Origin of the sequence: Plantactinospora sp. GCM10030261, assembly GCF_042666615.1 — a bacterium.
Taxonomy (GTDB): domain Bacteria; phylum Actinomycetota; class Actinomycetes; order Mycobacteriales; family Micromonosporaceae; genus KBS50.
On the sequence record NZ_JBHTDD010000001.1, the window covers coordinates 508,838 to 523,566 of the forward strand.

Sequence of the window (14,729 nt, forward strand, 5' to 3'; positions counted from 1 at the left end):
GCCGGGTCGTGGGGCCGGGGCCGGGTCGTGGGGGGCGGGGCCGGGTCGTGGGGGGCGGGGCGAGGGATCGAGGGGGGCGGGGGCTGTCGGGCGTGGGCTGTCGACTCCGCCGCCGACTACGGTGGGATCGTGCCGCTGTCTCTCGCGATCTCACCCTGCCCCAACGACACGTTCGTGTTCCACGCGCTGGTGCACGGCCTGGTGCCGGACGCGCCGCCGGTGACGGTGACGTACGCCGACGTGGACGTCACCAACACGGCCGCCGAGCGGGGCGCCTTCGACCTGGTGAAGGTGAGTTATGCCGCACTGCCCTGGCTGCTCGACGACTACCACCTGCTGCCCTGCGGTGGTGCGCTCGGTCGGGGCTGCGGGCCGCTGGTGCTCACCCGGGACGACCGGACCGACCTGAGCGGTGCCACCGTCGCGGTGCCGGGCGACCGGACCACGGCGTACCTGCTGTTCCGGCTCTGGTCGGCGGACCGGCCGCCGGCCTCGGTCGAGATCGTGCCGTTCCACGAGATCATGCCCGCGGTCGCCGCCGGCCGGTACGACGCCGGCCTGGTGATCCACGAGGCGCGCTTCACGTACCACCGGCACGGCCTGAGCGCCCTGGTCGACCTCGGCGAGTGGTGGGAGGGCGACACGGGGCTGCCGATCCCGCTCGGCGCGATCCTGGCCCGGAAGGCGACGGTCGACCCGGTGGCCGCGGCCGACTGGATCCGGACGTCGGTGCGCCGGGCTTGGGCCGACCCGGCGGCCAGCCGGGACTACGTGCTGGCCCACGCGCAGGAGATGGAGCCGGACGTGGTCGACCGGCACATCGCCCTCTACGTCAACGAGTTCACCGCGGACCTGGGCGAAGCCGGCCGGGCCGCGGTGGACGCCCTGCTCACCAGAGCAGCCACCGCCGCCCTGACCCCACCCCTCCCGACCCGCCGCTGATCCCGGCATGGTCGATCATGAAGTTACCCGCCAAGACGATCTTCAAATTGGCGGGTAACTTCATGATCGACTGACGGTGGCGCGGCGGCTCAGGTTTCCAGTTCGCGGGCTACGGCGTGGACGAGCTGAGCGATCTTCTGGGCGGTGCGCTTGTCCGGGAACCGGCCCCGGCGCAGATCCGGCTGCACTTTGGCCTCCAGCACCTTGATCATGTCCTCGACGAGGCCATGCAGTTCCTCGGCCGGCCGGCGCCGCAACTCGGCGACGGACGGCGGCGCGTCCAGCAGCTTCACGCCCAGCGCCTGGGCGCCGCGCCGGCTGTCCACCACGCCGAACTCGATCCGTTGGCCGCCCTTGAGTTCGGTGACACCAGCGGGCAACGCGCCCTTCGGAAGGAAGACGTCGCCCCCTTCATCGCTTGTGACGAAACCGTAGCCCTTGGCCGCGTCGTACCACTTCACTCGACCGGTCGGCACCTGTTAACCCCTGCTTCGCTCGGATTGCTGATCTCTCAAGGCTAGCCGCAACGTGCCGGCGAGCGCCGCCGGGAATCCCGTGAGGTCCGCCAGCACCACCGTCGCCCCGGCCTTACGCAGTTCCTCCGGGGTGCACGGACCCGTGGCGACCCCGAACCCGGGGACGCCGGCGGCCACCGCGGCCACCATGTCGGCAGTGTGGTCGCCGACATAGGCGAGCGCCTGGCGGCTGGTCAACGCCCCCGCCTTGGCCTCGGCGAACAGGTCGCCCACCACGTCGTCCACGGCGAACCCGAGGTGTTCCAGGTGCAGCCGGGCCAGCCGGCCCAGCTTGGAGGTGACGACCACCACCCGGCCACCGAGTCCACGCACGGCCTCGACCGCGGCCAACGCGCCGGGCAGCGGGCGGGACGGCTCGATGGCGTACGCGGGGTAGAGCTCCCGGTAGGCCAGCACGGCGTCCTCGACCTGGTCCGCCGGGAACCACCGCGCGATCTCCTGCCGCAGCGGGGGCCCGAGCCGTGCCACGGCCGCGTCGGCGTCGATCGGCACCCCGGTCCGGGCAGTCAACTCGCGGAAGGCGGCGGCGATGCCGGGGCGGGAGTCGACCAGGGTCATGTCGAGGTCGAACCCGACGGTGAGGGGGGTCATGGCGGCAATGATCACACGGGACCGGACGCCGACCGAAACCCTCGCCTGGGAGGCGGGATGCCGGTCCGGCCGGCTAGCGTGGAACGACGATGGCCACCTCACTCGTCGATCATCTGCGATCGTTGCCGGACGACGCGCTCGCGGGGCTGCTCCAGTCACGTCCCGATCTCGTCGTGCCGGTGCCGGCCGACCTGTCCGCGCTGGCCCTGCGCGCCGCGTCGCGGGTCTCCGTGGCGCGGGCGTTGGACGGGCTGGACCAGTTCGTCCTGCGGGTCCTCGACGGGGCCCGGTTGGCCCGGGACTCCGACGGACTCACCTCGATCGACGCCGTGCTGGCCATGGCGGTTCCGGTGGGCGCAGTCCGGGGCCCGGACCGGACCGCGCTCCGCACCGCCGTCCGGAGCGCAGTGGACCGGCTGCGCGCGCTCTACCTGTTGTACGGCCCGGCCGAGGAACTGCGAGTGGTCGACGCGGTGGACGAGGTCTGCTCGCCGTACCCGGCCGGGCTGGGCCGCCCCGCCGCCGACCTGGACCCACAGGCGGGAGCGCTGTGCGCCGACCCGTCCCGGTTGCGGCGCACCGTGCTGGCCGCCCCACCCGCGGCTCGCAAGATCCTCGACCGGCTGGCCGCCGGGCCGCCGGTGGGCACCCTGCCCGCCGCTGGCGTCGGCCCGGATCCTGCCGCGATCGAATCCGGGGCCGGCGGGTCGCCGGTGCGGTGGCTGATCGACAACGCCCTGCTGGTGCCGATCTCCGATCCCGGCTCCGCACCCGGCGACACGGCGGTGGAACTGCCCCGGGAGGTGGGGTTGCTGCTCCGCCGCGACACCGGACCGCTGGGTCCCCTGCGCCCGACGCCGCCGGTGCCCGCCGCGGCCGTCCGGGAGCCGAAGGCCGTCGACTCGGCCGGCACCGGCCAGGCCATGGAGGCGGTCCGGCACACGGAGGCGTTGCTGGACGCCCTGGCCGCCGAGCCGGCGCCGGTGCTGCGCTCCGGCGGCATCGGAGTGCGCGACCTTCGTCGGCTGGCCCGCGGCACCGGACTCGACGAGCCGGTGGCGGCGTTGCTGCTGGAGGTGGGCTACGCGGCCGGGCTGGCTGGCGAGGCGGATCTCCCCGGGGCCAGCACCGTCCGGGCCGGTGCCGACCAGCAGGTTCTGCCCAGTACCGGGTACGAGGCGTGGCGCGGCGCGCCGCTGGCCCGACGGTGGGAACAGCTCGCCACGGCTTGGCTTTCGTTGACCCGCCAGGTGGGCATGGTGGGGCAGCGGGACGAGCGGGACCGGCCGATCACCGCGCTCTCCGCCGAGGCGGAACGGGCCGGCGCCCCGGCCATCCGCCGGGCCGTCCTCGACCAGCTCGCCGGCCTGGAGCCGGGGTCCGCGCCCGCGGTGGAGGAGGTCCTGGACCTGTTGGCGTGGCACGCGCCGCGCCGCAGTGCGGGTCGCGAGCGGGCACACCGGGAGGTGCTCGCCGAGGCGGCCACGCTCGGGTTCACCGGGCTCGGCGCGCTCACCACGTACGGGCGGCTGCTGCTGGCCACGACGGACCGCGACTCGGACCCGGCGGCCGACGACCCGCTGGGGCTGCGGTCCGAGGCCGACCTGCCGGGCGACCTGTCACCGGCCGCCCGCGCGCTGGACGCGCTACTCCCGTCCCCGGTGGACCATGTGCTGGTGCAGGCCGACCTCACTGTCATCGTGCCGGGCCCCCCGGAACCCACGCTCGCCGCCGAACTCGATGTTGTGGCCGAGCACGAGTCGGCGGGCGGCGCGAGCGTGCACCGGGTCACCGCGGCGAGCCTGCGCCGGGCCCTGGACCTCGGCTACGCGGCCGAGGATCTGCACGCGCTGTTCGCCCGCCGATCCCGCACCCCCGTGCCGCAGTCCCTCACCTACCTGGTGGACGACGTGGCCCGAAGGCACGGCGGGCTGCGGGTCGGTTCCGCTGGGGCGTACGTGCGCAGCGACGACGAGGCGCTGCTGGCCGAGGTGCTGACCGACCGCCGGTTGACCATGCTGTCGCTGCGCCGGCTCGCCCCGACGGTGCTGGCCACCCCGTACCAGGTGAACCGGATGCTCACCGCGCTGCGGGAGGCGGGCTACGCCCCGGTGCCCGAGGACGCGACCGGAGCGACCGTGCTGGCCCGCCCCAAGCCACCGCGGGCACCGGCCCGGATGTCAACGCCCAGGATCACGGCGCTGACCACCCCGAAGCTGAGCCGGCCCCGGGTGCTCGGCATCGTCGAGCAGATCCGGCGGGGCGAGGCTGCCGCGCGGGCTGCCCGGCGGGCACCGGCCACCGTGCGGACCGGTGCCGGTGCGGGCCGACCGGCGCCGGCGCACACCCACACCGACGCGCTGGCCGTGTTGCAGCAGGCCGTCCGGGACAAGGCGCTGGTCTGGGTCGGGTACGTCGACGCGCACGGCAGCACGATGTCGCGGCTGGTCCGGCCGGTGTCCATCGGGGCGGGCTACCTGCGGGCCGAGGACGAACGCACCGACATGCTGCACACGTTCGCCCTGCACCGGATCACGGCCGCCGTTCTGGATGGCTGACGACCGATGCGAGGACCTCGACGATGCTGGCGAAGCTGTCCGTCGGGTGACCGTCGGCGATGCGTCGTTCCAGCAGGTCGAGTAGCGGTCCGTGTACCCGGGCGTCGACACCGCGTTCGGTGCTGATCCGGATCAGGTTGTCCACGGCGGCGCGGTTCATGTCGACAGGTGAGACGGGAGTCGAGTAGTCGCTCTTCTCGATCTCGTCGGCGAGTTCGGGCATGAAGTGCGCCATCCCGTCGAGCCATTGAACGGCGAGGGGCAGGAACCGGGTGGGCGGCACGTCCAGGGTGCGCAGCAGCGCGACGCCGTGCAGGAAGCCGGTAAGCGCGGCGTAGCCGGTACTGAGCAGTGCCATGTCCCACAACTCGGCGGCGGCCGGGTCCCGCCCGACGTAGTGGCTGGTCGCGAGGCGATCCAGGGTCCGTCGGTGCGTCTGGAAGGCGGACTCGGATCCGCTGTACAGGAAGAACGCGCCGGGTGTACCGACGGTCTGCGGCACCGCCATCATGGCGCCGTCGAGGTAGTCGATTCCGGCGGCGGTGGCCCAGTCAGCGACGGCGGCGGCGTCGTCGGGTGTGCCGGTGGTGAGGTTGACGAGGGTACGGCCAGCCAGGGCATCGGAGTTCGGCTCGAGTACCGCGCGGACGTTGTCGTAGCTGAGAAGGCAGGTGATGATCAATGGGGCCGACTGGACGGCGTCGCCGACCGTGCCGGCCGGAACAGCGCCGCGGGCGGCGAGAGCGCTGCCCTTCGCCGCGGTGCGGTTCCACACGGTCGTCTGGTGTCCGGCGTCCAGCAGTGCGGTGGCCAGCGCGGTGCCCATCCTGCCCAGGCCCAGCACGCTGACCGCGCCGCTGATCATGTCGGGCTGCGCTGGTGTCGTGGCGTTCGATGTCATGGCGGCTAAGGTAAACGTTGACGTTGACGTCAGAGTCAATACGCGGTGATGGAGGCGACATGCGGATCGGTGAGCTCGCCCGACGAACCGACACCACCGAACGTTCGTTGCGGTACTACGAGGAGCAGGACCTTCTCCGACCGGCACGCCGCGCCAGCGGATACCGGGAGTACGCGGAGGACGACGTGCGAGTGGTACGCGCGATCCGGATGCTCCTCGCCGCCGGATTGAACACCGCCACGATCGCCGAGGTGCTGACGTGCATGACCGACGATGGCGAGGTACTGGTGCCGGCCTGCGTCGGGCTGGCACCGGTCCTGGTGAGGGAACGTCGCCGCATCGACGCCACAATCGACGAGCTACTCGCGGCACGCCGGCTGCTCGACGACATCATCGAGGTCGCCGCGCAGGCCCCGCCAACTCCCCCGGCGTGTGACGAGCGCGTTCAGTGACGGCGGCTCTGCCGGACGGTGCCGACGATCGAGACGAGCAGCAGCAGCGCGAAGGCGGTGCCGGCGGATTCCCCCACCGAGTCGACGAACCCCTGCCCGGTGACCAGCCAACCCCACAGGAACCAGCCGAACAGGATCGTCGCGAACACCAGGTACCAGAAGACGGTGGTCCGGGAGACAGGGACCGGTACGGGCGCGTCGCAGCCGGATCTGGTGTCGCCGCCTCGAATGTCCCGGTCGACCGTCATGCGCGCCTCCCCACCGCGGTGCCTACCGTCAAGAGTTGCATCTCGACAGCCCAGGTGACAGGCGCCGCACCCCCGGTGATGCCCTGAATTCGGGTAGGGGGTGTCCCCGTCAGGTGCCGGCCCGCGTGGCGAACGGAGACGCGTGGGTCGCCGGTGCCGGTGCGGTCGACGGGAACGTGTCCGGTCGTTATCGCCGTGCAACACTTGTAGGTCTGCCCGGAGCACTTCTGGGCTGCTCGGACGATTTCGGCGAAAGGAACGGCGGCGTGACCGGTGGCCCGTTGATCGTGCAGTCGGACAAGACCCTGCTGCTCGAAGTCGATCACCCCGACGCCGTCGGCTGCCGGATGGCCATCGCACCCTTCGCCGAGCTGGAACGCTCACCAGAGCACGTGCACACCTACCGGCTCACGCCACTGGGGCTGTGGAACGCCCGGGCCGCCGGTCACGATGCCGAGGGCGTTGTCGACGCCCTGATCAAGTACTCCCGTTATCCGGTGCCGCACGCGCTGCTGGTGGACGTCGCCGAGACGATGGACCGGTACGGCCGGCTGCAACTGGCCAACCACCCGACCCACGGCCTGGTGCTGCGCGCGCTGGACCGGATGGTGCTCATCGAGGTCGCCAAGAGCAAGAAGCTGGCCGGCATGCTGGGCGCGAAGATCGACGACGACACCATCGCCGTCCACCCGTCCGAGCGTGGGCGACTCAAGCAGGGGCTGCTCAAGCTGGGCTGGCCGGCGGAGGACCTCGCCGGTTACGTCGACGGCGAGGCGCACCAGATCGACCTGGCCGAGGACGGTGGCGACGGCGGCCGGCCCTGGACGCTGCGGTCGTACCAGCGGGAGGCCGTGGAACAGTTCTGGGCCGGCGGCTCCGGGGTGGTGGTGCTGCCCTGCGGTGCCGGGAAGACCCTTGTCGGTGCGGCTGCCATGGCGCAGGCGAAGGCCACCACGTTGATCCTGGTCACCAACACCGTGGCCGGCCGGCAGTGGAAGCGGGAACTGGTCGCGCGGACCTCGCTGACCGAGGACGAGATCGGCGAGTACTCGGGCGAGCGCAAGGAGATCCGGCCGGTCACCATCGCCACGTACCAGGTGCTGACGTCGCGGCGCGGTGGCGCCTTCACCCACCTCGACCTGTTCGGCGCCCGGGACTGGGGTCTGGTCATCTACGACGAGGTGCATCTGCTGCCGGCACCGATCTTCCGGTTCACCGCGGACCTCCAGGCCCGTCGCCGACTCGGCCTGACCGCCACCCTGGTACGCGAGGACGGCCGGGAGGGCGACGTCTTCTCGCTGATCGGCCCCAAGCGGTACGACGCGCCGTGGAAGGACATCGAGTCGCAGGGCTGGATCGCCCCGGCCAACTGCACCGAGGTACGGGTGACGCTGACCGACGCGGAGCGGATGGCGTACGCGACAGCGGAGTCCGAGGAGCGCTACCGGATGGCGGCGACGGCCCGGACCAAGCTGCCGGTGGTGCGCGCGCTCGTGGAACGGCACGCCGACGACCAGGTGTTGGTCATCGGCGGCTACATCGACCAGTTGCACCAGTTGGGCGAGTTCCTGGACGCGCCGATCGTGCAGGGGTCCACCACCAACAAGGAGCGGGAACGGCTGTTCGACGCGTTCCGCTCGGGCGAGGTCCGGACGCTTGTGATTTCCAAGGTGGGCAACTTCTCGATCGACCTGCCGGAGGCGGCGGTGGCGATCCAGGTGTCCGGCACCTTCGGCTCCCGGCAGGAGGAGGCGCAACGACTGGGTCGGGTGCTGCGACCGAAGGCCGACGGCCGGCAGGCGCACTTCTACACGGTGGTGTCCCGGGACACCATCGACACCGAGTACGCCGCCCACCGGCAGCGCTTCCTGGCCGAGCAGGGGTACGCGTACACCATCGTGGACGCCGACGACGTGCTCGGCCCGCCGCTGCCGTCGGTCGACTGAGGCAGGGGGTCGCGATGACATACCCGGCGACATGCGTACGCTCGGGCGGTTGGTGGGCGATTCCGTGCCGGAGATCAGCGAGCTCGGTCCGGTGTGAATGCCTCCGTCAGGCCGCCCGAAGCTTACTCAGGACGTACTGATTGAGGCTCAGTCCGTCCTCGGCCGCCTGGATCGCCAGTTCGCGGTGCAGGCTCTCCCCGACCCGCAGGTTGAACTTGCCGGAGTAGCTGCGATCGGCGAACGGTTGCGGGATCCACTCGCCCTGCTCCGCCATGTCTGCGATCACGTCCTGCACCAGGCCCTCCAGACCTAGCAGGGCTTCGACCTGGGAAGGAGCCAGCCAGGAGAGCGAGGGAAACTCGGCACAGGTAGCGACGAACTCCTGATCATCGGCGGACCAGGTGACGCGGTAGGTGTAGTGCGTGATTTCTGGACGGGCGTCGGGCTGCATCACATGGCCTCCTTCTTGTCGATCGCCTTGAGCACCTGCCGTACCTGGTATGCCTTGGCCTTGCCCTTGTCGTTCTGGATGGTGACGCGCGGATCGCCGGCCCACGGCATCTTGAATACCGCGTGCGATGTGCCGGCTTGCCGCGGCTTCCCAAAGTAGTGCTCGCACACTCGGTAAAGATCGTTGTAGGCAATGTTCTGTTGATGCTCTCGCATCGCTTCGAGAATCTTGGCGACGGACGGCACGAGAACCATGGTACTACTAGCAGTACCATGATGCACAGAGTCGGCCCGTCCCTCTGACGAGCGATCTGACCGTGGCAGCGCGGTCAGCACCGGGCCACTGGCCGCCGCCGCGGACCAGCCCGAACACCACCCCGAACAGGCCGGCCGTGACGAGCAGGACGCCAACCGGGTCGAGCGTCCGGCGCCACCCCGGATCTTCCGCAGGGTGTACGCGAGCGGCACGAGCAGCAGTCCGAGCGGTACGTCGATCCAGAAGATCCACTGCCAGGACGGGTACTCGACGACGGCACCGCCGATGACCGGCCGAGCGCGATGCCGAGTCCTTTCACCGCCCCCCGGATGCCGATCGCCGCACCTCGGCGGTGTGCCGGGACGGACTCGGCCATCCGGCTGCGACACGCGCGCCGAGCCGCCAGCTCCGCGTCCTCAGCTCCGCCGCCAACCGTGTTCGTACCGGCCGCTCGTCTGCTCGATGAAGCGCAGCACCTCCGGCTCGTCCAACGTCTCGAGAACCTGTTTACAGCCCCACGATGTCAGCGCGATCCCGTTGGGCAGTTGGGCGTACGGAGTGAGCACCACACTGTCGGAGTGGCTGATGGCCAGCCGCTCCAGCTCTTTCACGACAGCCGGTGGAGTGTTCGGGGCATACCCGACCACTACATTGCCATGCTCCAGGGCGTGCAACGCGAGACCATCCGGTACCTGGTCGGCGTAGATTCCCGGGGCGAGGACGAAGGCGAAGTGCGGACCGGACGTGGGCGGCAGGGAGTTGTAACGGACCTTCTCCGCCTCCGCTGACGAGATGTGCGGGCTGTCCATGATCGGGATGGTTTCGCCCTGCGGACAGGCGGGCTGGTCGCCCGCGGCGGAGGATCCACTCACCGCGCCGACGAGGAACCGCCATGGGCCGGAGGCGAGAAGGGCGATCACGGTCGCGACCACGACCACCGCACCGATCCGCCACAGCCAGCGCTGTGGATGAAGAGTCATCGGAGCACACCCTCTCGACGCAGGCGTCGCCCCCGCAGAGCGAGGAGAGGTGCGGCCAACCGTCCCGCGACCACGTACGCCAGTAGCAGCAGTGACTCCCAGAAGGCGAGGCCGCGGACGTCGAAGTAGGCGATGTTTCCGGCGGCCCACGTCGCCATGGATACCACGAACGGAATGGCGAAGCGCAGGTAGAACCAGGCGACGACACACAGTCCAACCAGGTAGAGCACGCCGAACCAGTTGGCGACAGCGCGATCTCTGCTGCTCGCACCGGTGAGTTCCGTGTTCTCCGCCTCGGTCAGCCGCCACAGTCGCCGCTTGTTGGTAAGCCAGGTGACCCGGTACAGGTCGTGACACTTCAACGCATTGGCCACCACCGCGTAGACGTCGCTACGCAGGAAGACGGCGCCCACCTGCCAACTGATGCTGAAGATCTCGAACAGCACCACGACACCGAGGAGCCGGTCGAGAACGAACGGCAGGCGGAAAAGGTCCTCTCGGTGCGCGAGGCGCAGGAGCAACGCCACGGCGAGCACGGTGACGTCGAACGCCATGCCAGCCAGGAACGGGCCATAGCGGCGTCGGCGAGGCACGGTAACGATCTGGGTGAGGTCGGTTTCGAAGACCAGGAACGGGCCCCGGTTGCTGAACCGGAAGGTTGCCGGTATGCCGATCGCCCGCCCCGCCAACCAGTGCCACGCCTCATGTGTCGCCAGGAGCAGCGTGGCAACCGGAAGGAACATCAACATGGACAGGACCGGATCAGGGAGGAACCACATCTGGTCGAAGCTCGGTCGCAGATCCGGACGAAGGGCCAGGAGAGCTATCGCGGTGCCCGCCGCGGTCAGATACGCCGACCACGCCAGCCGACCGAAGAGCCTGCGGGCGGTCGCGGGACTCACGCCTTCGATCCATCGGATCTGCCGCCCCCGAGGTTTGGCACCGGGTTCCGCCGCCTCGCTGTCCGACGCGGCACCCGGTTCGTCCAGCAGCCCCGATGCGACGAGCGCGTCGAGGAAATCCGCTCCGTCGACATCCTCGCCGGCTACCGCACTTGCCCGCGCCGTCGCCTCGGTCAGCGAACATCCCTCCTGAAGCGCGGTGATCAGAATAGCGCCGGGCTCAGGTACCGCGATGTAAGCGCCCAGATCACCACGCCCGATGACGAATTCGCCGTCGGCGCTTGTGACGGACAGCAGCCGTACTGTGGCCGGCACGTCCGAGGCCATGCCCGTCGCCATTCGCGTGCCTTTCGATTGGTGTCGAGGGGCCGGATGGCAGAGAGACCGAGCGTCTCTCTGCCATCCGGAATAGCAGCCTCAGCTACCGGAGCAGTCGGAGAACTCGCAGTGCACGGTCAACCGGGCCGACTCGATACGACGGATCTGGATCTTCATCGATATCTCCTTTGCTATCATGGGCGACGTTACGTCGCCAACGCCACAGCCTGTGGCGAGCTTTGCGATACCGATTCGCACGCTGCACAGCCCGGCATCTTCTGCCAGGCGTGGGACTGCATTGAGCAGGCCGCGGCGAAGTCGATATACGTTGGTTTCCCGGCATACACGGGTGGTTCGAGGCCGGTCAGATACCGCAGGATCTCGAACGCCGCGAGCGAGCCGAGCAATCCGACCACCGGTCCGATCGCGCGATTGACCCTGGTGTTCCTGTTGAACAGTTCGAGGCCCGCGATGAACGCGGCGTCATCGCCGGTCACGGAGTCCCGTGCCGAGACCGGCGCCGCCCGATAACAGGTACGACACGCGCTGCGACCCGGATCGACGGACCAGATGATGCCCTGGGTGACCGAGACGCCCGCCCGCACATAGGGAACGCCTCGGGCGAGACACGCGTCGTTCAACCAGTGGTCGATCTCGGCGGGACTGTCCATCCCCGACATGACGATGTCGGGCGCCGTTCGGTCGATCAGCGCCTCAAGGTCCTCCGGCCCGTCCACGCTGGCCTCGATGCCCGTAACGTCCACTCCTGGATCGAAGGCGCGTACCCAGTCCTCGGCCACCTTCACCTTGCTGGCGCCGATGTCGGACCAGCGGTAGAGATACTGTCGAGCGAAGTTGCGTGGTTCCACCAGGTCTCGGTCCACCAGAGTGAGCCGGCCGATGCCGAGTCCACACAGGTGCGGAACCGTGTTCGAGTTCAGCCCTCCGGTGCCGAGGACGAGAACGTGCGCCCGACGAAGGCGGTCCTGGAAGTCGGCGCGACCCTGGGCGAGGGTGGCGAAGGACTCGAAGAACGCCAGATTCGAATCGAACCGTCCACCGTCACCGGACGTACCGAGACGATCACCGTCCTCCACGAGCCGGTACTCGTCGAACAGGGCCACCGCAGCCGCGATGTCATCCGCGGACACCGGTTCCGTTCGTTTCGCGGATAAATCCGCGGCAACTTCCTCTATGGTCCGACCGCCCTGACGCAGGAGTTTCAGCAACGCTTCGACGGACTGGTCCGGATCGGTTATCACCAAGCATTCTCGCCGGTCATAGATAACGCGCAGATCATCACCGTGCCGTTCCCAGGCAAGGTGCTTGAGCTGTGGTCGCAATTCGCACCCCCTCACAGCCGATTCGGGCGCCGGGAGGACGTCCTTACGGTTCATGTGCGACCTCCCCCTCCGAGCCTGAAATGCGGCAGTCAAAATCCGTCACGGCTACCCCCGCGCTCGCAACGGCGAGCAGGGCGCTCGACACAGAATGACCACCGCGTGTCCAGAGATCAAGTATTGACAGCCGAGGCGAGATCAGCTACTACGCCTGTTGTATGGGCGCGTCCCGCTCGGCACGCCAACGAACCATCATGACTTTTGTCACTGTCAGATGGGCACCCGTGGTCCGCCATCGAGAAGCGGTGCCAGCAGGTCCCCCGACTTCTCCACCCGCTTGAGCACCTCGCCCGCCGCGTACGGCTTCGTGGCGGGCCGTTTCCCGGCCGCGCCAGCCTCGACCTCGTCCCAGGTCAGCGGGGTGGACACGGCGGGCATCGACTGGGCCCGCAGCGAGTACGGCGCCACCGTCGTCTTCGCCGCGTTGTTCTGACTCCAGTCGATGAACACCTTTCCGGGCCGCAGGTTTTTGGCCATCTTCGACACGATCAGCTTCGGATGCTCCCGTTCCAACTCCTGCGCGATCCGCCGGGCGTACCCGGAAACGAGGTCGGCGTCCTGGCTGCCGGCGATCGGGCAGCACAGCTGCATGCCCTTCTTGCCGGAGGTCTTCGGATAGCTGGCCAGGCCGTCGTCGGCGAGCCGGTCCCGCATCAGCAGCGCCACCTCGCAGCACTGCTTCAGGGCGGCCGGCGCCCCGGGATCCAGGTCGACCACCAGCATGTCCGGGTGGTGGCCCACCTTCCACTGCGGGGTGTGCAGTTCCAGGGCGGCGAGGTTGGCCAGCCAGACCAGGGTGGGCAGGTCGTCCGCCACGACGTAGTCGAGCATCTCCCGTCCCTTGGTGGAGCCCGGCGCGGGCAGCGTCTCCACCCGTACCCAGTCGGGCGTGGCGGCCGGCTTGTTCTTCTCGAAGAAAAACTTGTCAGCCACCCCGTTCGGATAGCGGATCCGGGTCAGCGGCCGGTCCCGCAGGTGCGGCAGCAGCACCGGCGCGATCCGGGTGTAGTAGTCGATGATCTCGCCCTTGGTGAAGCCCGCCTCGGGATAGAGCACCTTGTCCAGGTTGGACAGCTCCAGCGCACGCCCGGCCACCTGCACCCGGACCTTGTCATCCGGCATCGTCTACTTCCTCCACCGTCTTGTCGGGACGCAACCGAAGCAGGCGCGGGAAGCGCAGCCGACCGTCCGGCGTCCGCTGCCCGTACTTGACCTCCACGACCACCTCAGGTGTTACCCAGATCGCTCCCCGCGCATCCTCGCGCGGCACGCCGCCCGCGACGAACGGCGACGCGCCGGTGCGCAGCGGCTCCAGCGCGGCGAGCAGGTCCCGTTCGGCGGCCATCCCGATGCCGCCGCCGACGCGGCCGCGGAACACCAGCCGGCCGTCCGGTCGCGGCACGCCGACCAGCAGACCCCCGATCTTGCGGGCGCCGGCCCGCCAGCCGCCCACCACGAAGTCCGCGGTCGTCTCCAGCTTGACCTTGACCCAGTCCGGGGACCGTACGCCCGGGTGGTAGGCCGCGTCCCATCGCTTGGCGACGACCCCCTCCAGGCCGTGCTCGCCGGCCGCCTGCCAGGTGGCCGGGCCGTCCGGAAAGACCGGTGGGACCGCCCAGCGCGGCCCGCCGAGGCCGAGGCCCTCCAGCGCCCGCCGCCGGTCGCGGTACGACCACCGGGTCAGGTCCGCGCCCCGCAGTCGCAGGACATCGAAGATCATGTAGGTGATGGGCATGCTCGCCGCGAGTCGAGCCGCCCGGCCCGCCTCCCGGACATGCATCCGCTCGGCCAGCATGGTGAACGACGGCACCCCGTCAGGGCCGAGGACCACCACCTCGCCGTCCAACAGGGTGTCGTCCGCCCGTACCTCGGTCAACTGCCGGGACAGCCCGGCCAGCTCGGGATAGGCCGCGGTGATCTCCACCCCCGACCTGGCCCACACGCTGAATCCGGCGGCGCTGAGGGCGGCGACGGCCCGTACGCCGTCCCACTTGAACTCGTACCCCCAGCCCGGAGTGGTCGGCAGTTCGCCGGTTACCGCGAGCATCGGTCTGACCGGCGCGCCTGGCACATTCCCAGCGTAGGGCCTGCGGGCGGGGCCCATGGCCCGAGTCGGCGACGCACCCCGGCCATGGCCGTCGGGCGCGCCCGGCCCTCCGCCGCGGATGATCTGCGAGGAAATCCTCGCGCCGGGTTGCCCCGGATGGAATCCTGGTCAATGGTCGGATCACCGCCGGGTCGGGCGGCCC

Annotated in this window: 15 protein-coding genes; 4 read left to right on the forward strand and 11 right to left on the reverse strand. The window is 69.9% G+C overall.

The annotated features are described in order from the left end of the window. The first annotated feature begins 129 nt into the window (after window positions 1-129). On the forward strand, window positions 130-942 hold the full coding sequence (locus tag ACFQUZ_RS02510) for a 1,4-dihydroxy-6-naphthoate synthase (RefSeq protein WP_377437176.1): 813 nt from the start codon (window positions 130-132) through the stop codon (window positions 940-942). Between the two features lie 89 nt (window positions 943-1,031). Here ACFQUZ_RS02510 and ACFQUZ_RS02515 read toward each other — a convergent pair whose 3' ends face one another. Then, window positions 1,032-1,418 (reverse strand): cold-shock protein, encoded by a 387-nt coding sequence (locus ACFQUZ_RS02515; RefSeq protein WP_377437178.1) that lies wholly within the window; start codon window positions 1,416-1,418, stop codon window positions 1,032-1,034. A gap of 3 nt (window positions 1,419-1,421) precedes the next feature. Next, window positions 1,422-2,069 (reverse strand): HAD family hydrolase, encoded by a 648-nt coding sequence (locus ACFQUZ_RS02520; RefSeq protein WP_377437179.1) that lies wholly within the window; start codon window positions 2,067-2,069, stop codon window positions 1,422-1,424. An 89-nt stretch (window positions 2,070-2,158) separates the two neighbouring features. Here ACFQUZ_RS02520 and ACFQUZ_RS02525 point away from each other — a divergent pair, with 89 nt between their 5' ends. After that, a complete protein-coding gene (locus ACFQUZ_RS02525; RefSeq protein WP_377437181.1) occupies window positions 2,159-4,627 on the forward strand; it encodes a helicase-associated domain-containing protein in 2,469 nt (822 codons plus the stop codon). Here ACFQUZ_RS02525 and ACFQUZ_RS02530 read toward each other — a convergent pair. Further along, window positions 4,602-5,528 (reverse strand): NAD(P)-dependent oxidoreductase, encoded by a 927-nt coding sequence (locus ACFQUZ_RS02530; RefSeq protein WP_377437183.1) that lies wholly within the window; start codon window positions 5,526-5,528, stop codon window positions 4,602-4,604. The two genes, ACFQUZ_RS02525 and ACFQUZ_RS02530, sit on opposite strands and share 26 nt — an antisense overlap. Before the next feature lie 59 nt (window positions 5,529-5,587). Here ACFQUZ_RS02530 and ACFQUZ_RS02535 point away from each other — a divergent pair, with 59 nt between their 5' ends. Next, window positions 5,588-5,980 (forward strand): MerR family transcriptional regulator, encoded by a 393-nt coding sequence (locus ACFQUZ_RS02535; protein WP_377437184.1) that lies wholly within the window; start codon window positions 5,588-5,590, stop codon window positions 5,978-5,980. Here ACFQUZ_RS02535 and ACFQUZ_RS02540 read toward each other — a convergent pair. Further along, window positions 5,974-6,228 (reverse strand): hypothetical protein, encoded by a 255-nt coding sequence (locus ACFQUZ_RS02540; RefSeq protein ID WP_377437186.1) that lies wholly within the window; start codon window positions 6,226-6,228, stop codon window positions 5,974-5,976. The genes ACFQUZ_RS02535 and ACFQUZ_RS02540 overlap by 7 nt on opposite strands. 266 nt (window positions 6,229-6,494) lie before the next feature. Here ACFQUZ_RS02540 and ACFQUZ_RS02545 point away from each other — a divergent pair, with 266 nt between their 5' ends. After that, on the forward strand, window positions 6,495-8,174 hold the full coding sequence (locus tag ACFQUZ_RS02545; protein WP_377437187.1) for a DNA repair helicase XPB: 1,680 nt from the start codon (window positions 6,495-6,497) through the stop codon (window positions 8,172-8,174). Window positions 8,175-8,280: 106 nt separating this feature from the next. Here the strand turns inward: ACFQUZ_RS02545 and ACFQUZ_RS02550 are convergent, their stop codons facing one another. From ACFQUZ_RS02550 to ligD (ACFQUZ_RS02580), 7 genes are all read right to left on the reverse strand, one after another. Continuing rightward, window positions 8,281-8,625: a type II toxin-antitoxin system HicB family antitoxin gene (locus ACFQUZ_RS02550; protein ID WP_377437189.1), complete on the reverse strand. Its 345-nt coding sequence runs from the start codon at window positions 8,623-8,625 to the stop codon at window positions 8,281-8,283. After that, window positions 8,625-8,870 (reverse strand): toxin HicA, encoded by a 246-nt coding sequence (locus ACFQUZ_RS02555; RefSeq protein ID WP_377437191.1) that lies wholly within the window; start codon window positions 8,868-8,870, stop codon window positions 8,625-8,627. Before ACFQUZ_RS02555 ends, ACFQUZ_RS02550 begins: the two co-directional genes overlap by 1 nt. A 426-nt stretch (window positions 8,871-9,296) precedes the next feature. Beyond that, window positions 9,297-9,860, reverse strand: coding sequence for a DUF3105 domain-containing protein (locus ACFQUZ_RS02560; RefSeq protein WP_377437192.1), 564 nt, complete (start codon window positions 9,858-9,860; stop codon window positions 9,297-9,299). Then, window positions 9,857-11,101, reverse strand: a complete 1,245-nt coding sequence (locus ACFQUZ_RS02565; RefSeq protein ID WP_377437194.1) for a hypothetical protein — start codon at window positions 11,099-11,101, stop codon at window positions 9,857-9,859. The genes ACFQUZ_RS02560 and ACFQUZ_RS02565 overlap by 4 nt, the downstream gene beginning before the upstream one ends. Window positions 11,102-11,286: 185 nt before the next feature. Further along, window positions 11,287-12,477, reverse strand: coding sequence for a HesA/MoeB/ThiF family protein (locus tag ACFQUZ_RS02570; protein ID WP_377437196.1), 1,191 nt, complete (start codon window positions 12,475-12,477; stop codon window positions 11,287-11,289). 213 nt (window positions 12,478-12,690) lie between these two features. Beyond that, window positions 12,691-13,602 carry a non-homologous end-joining DNA ligase gene (gene ligD, locus ACFQUZ_RS02575; protein WP_377437198.1) on the reverse strand — a complete coding sequence of 304 codons (912 nt, stop codon included), beginning with the start codon at window positions 13,600-13,602 and terminating at the stop codon, window positions 12,691-12,693. Beyond that, a complete protein-coding gene (gene ligD, locus ACFQUZ_RS02580) occupies window positions 13,592-14,551 on the reverse strand; it encodes a non-homologous end-joining DNA ligase (RefSeq protein WP_377437199.1) in 960 nt (319 codons plus the stop codon). The genes ligD (ACFQUZ_RS02575) and ligD (ACFQUZ_RS02580) overlap by 11 nt, the downstream gene beginning before the upstream one ends. Window positions 14,552-14,729 lie beyond the last annotated feature (178 nt).

What these genes read in the sequence shown, in the direction of transcription:
- ACFQUZ_RS02520 (WP_377437179.1), bottom strand. Translation starts at nt 2,069, where the DNA reads ATGACCCCCCTCACCGTCGGGTTCGACCTCGACATGACCCTGGTCGAC.
- ACFQUZ_RS02525 (WP_377437181.1), top strand. Translation starts at nt 2,159, where the DNA reads ATGGCCACCTCACTCGTCGATCATCTGCGATCGTTGCCGGACGACGCG.
- ACFQUZ_RS02530 (WP_377437183.1), bottom strand. Translation starts at nt 5,528, where the DNA reads ATGACATCGAACGCCACGACACCAGCGCAGCCCGACATGATCAGCGGC.
- ACFQUZ_RS02535 (WP_377437184.1), top strand. Translation starts at nt 5,588, where the DNA reads ATGCGGATCGGTGAGCTCGCCCGACGAACCGACACCACCGAACGTTCG.
- ACFQUZ_RS02540 (WP_377437186.1), bottom strand. Translation starts at nt 6,228, where the DNA reads ATGACGGTCGACCGGGACATTCGAGGCGGCGACACCAGATCCGGCTGC.
- ACFQUZ_RS02550 (WP_377437189.1), bottom strand. Translation starts at nt 8,625, where the DNA reads ATGCAGCCCGACGCCCGTCCAGAAATCACGCACTACACCTACCGCGTC.
- ACFQUZ_RS02560 (WP_377437192.1), bottom strand. Translation starts at nt 9,860, where the DNA reads ATGACTCTTCATCCACAGCGCTGGCTGTGGCGGATCGGTGCGGTGGTC.
- ACFQUZ_RS02565 (WP_377437194.1), bottom strand. Translation starts at nt 11,101, where the DNA reads ATGGCGACGGGCATGGCCTCGGACGTGCCGGCCACAGTACGGCTGCTG.
- ACFQUZ_RS02570 (WP_377437196.1), bottom strand. Translation starts at nt 12,477, where the DNA reads ATGAACCGTAAGGACGTCCTCCCGGCGCCCGAATCGGCTGTGAGGGGG.
- ligD (WP_377437198.1), bottom strand. Translation starts at nt 13,602, where the DNA reads ATGCCGGATGACAAGGTCCGGGTGCAGGTGGCCGGGCGTGCGCTGGAG.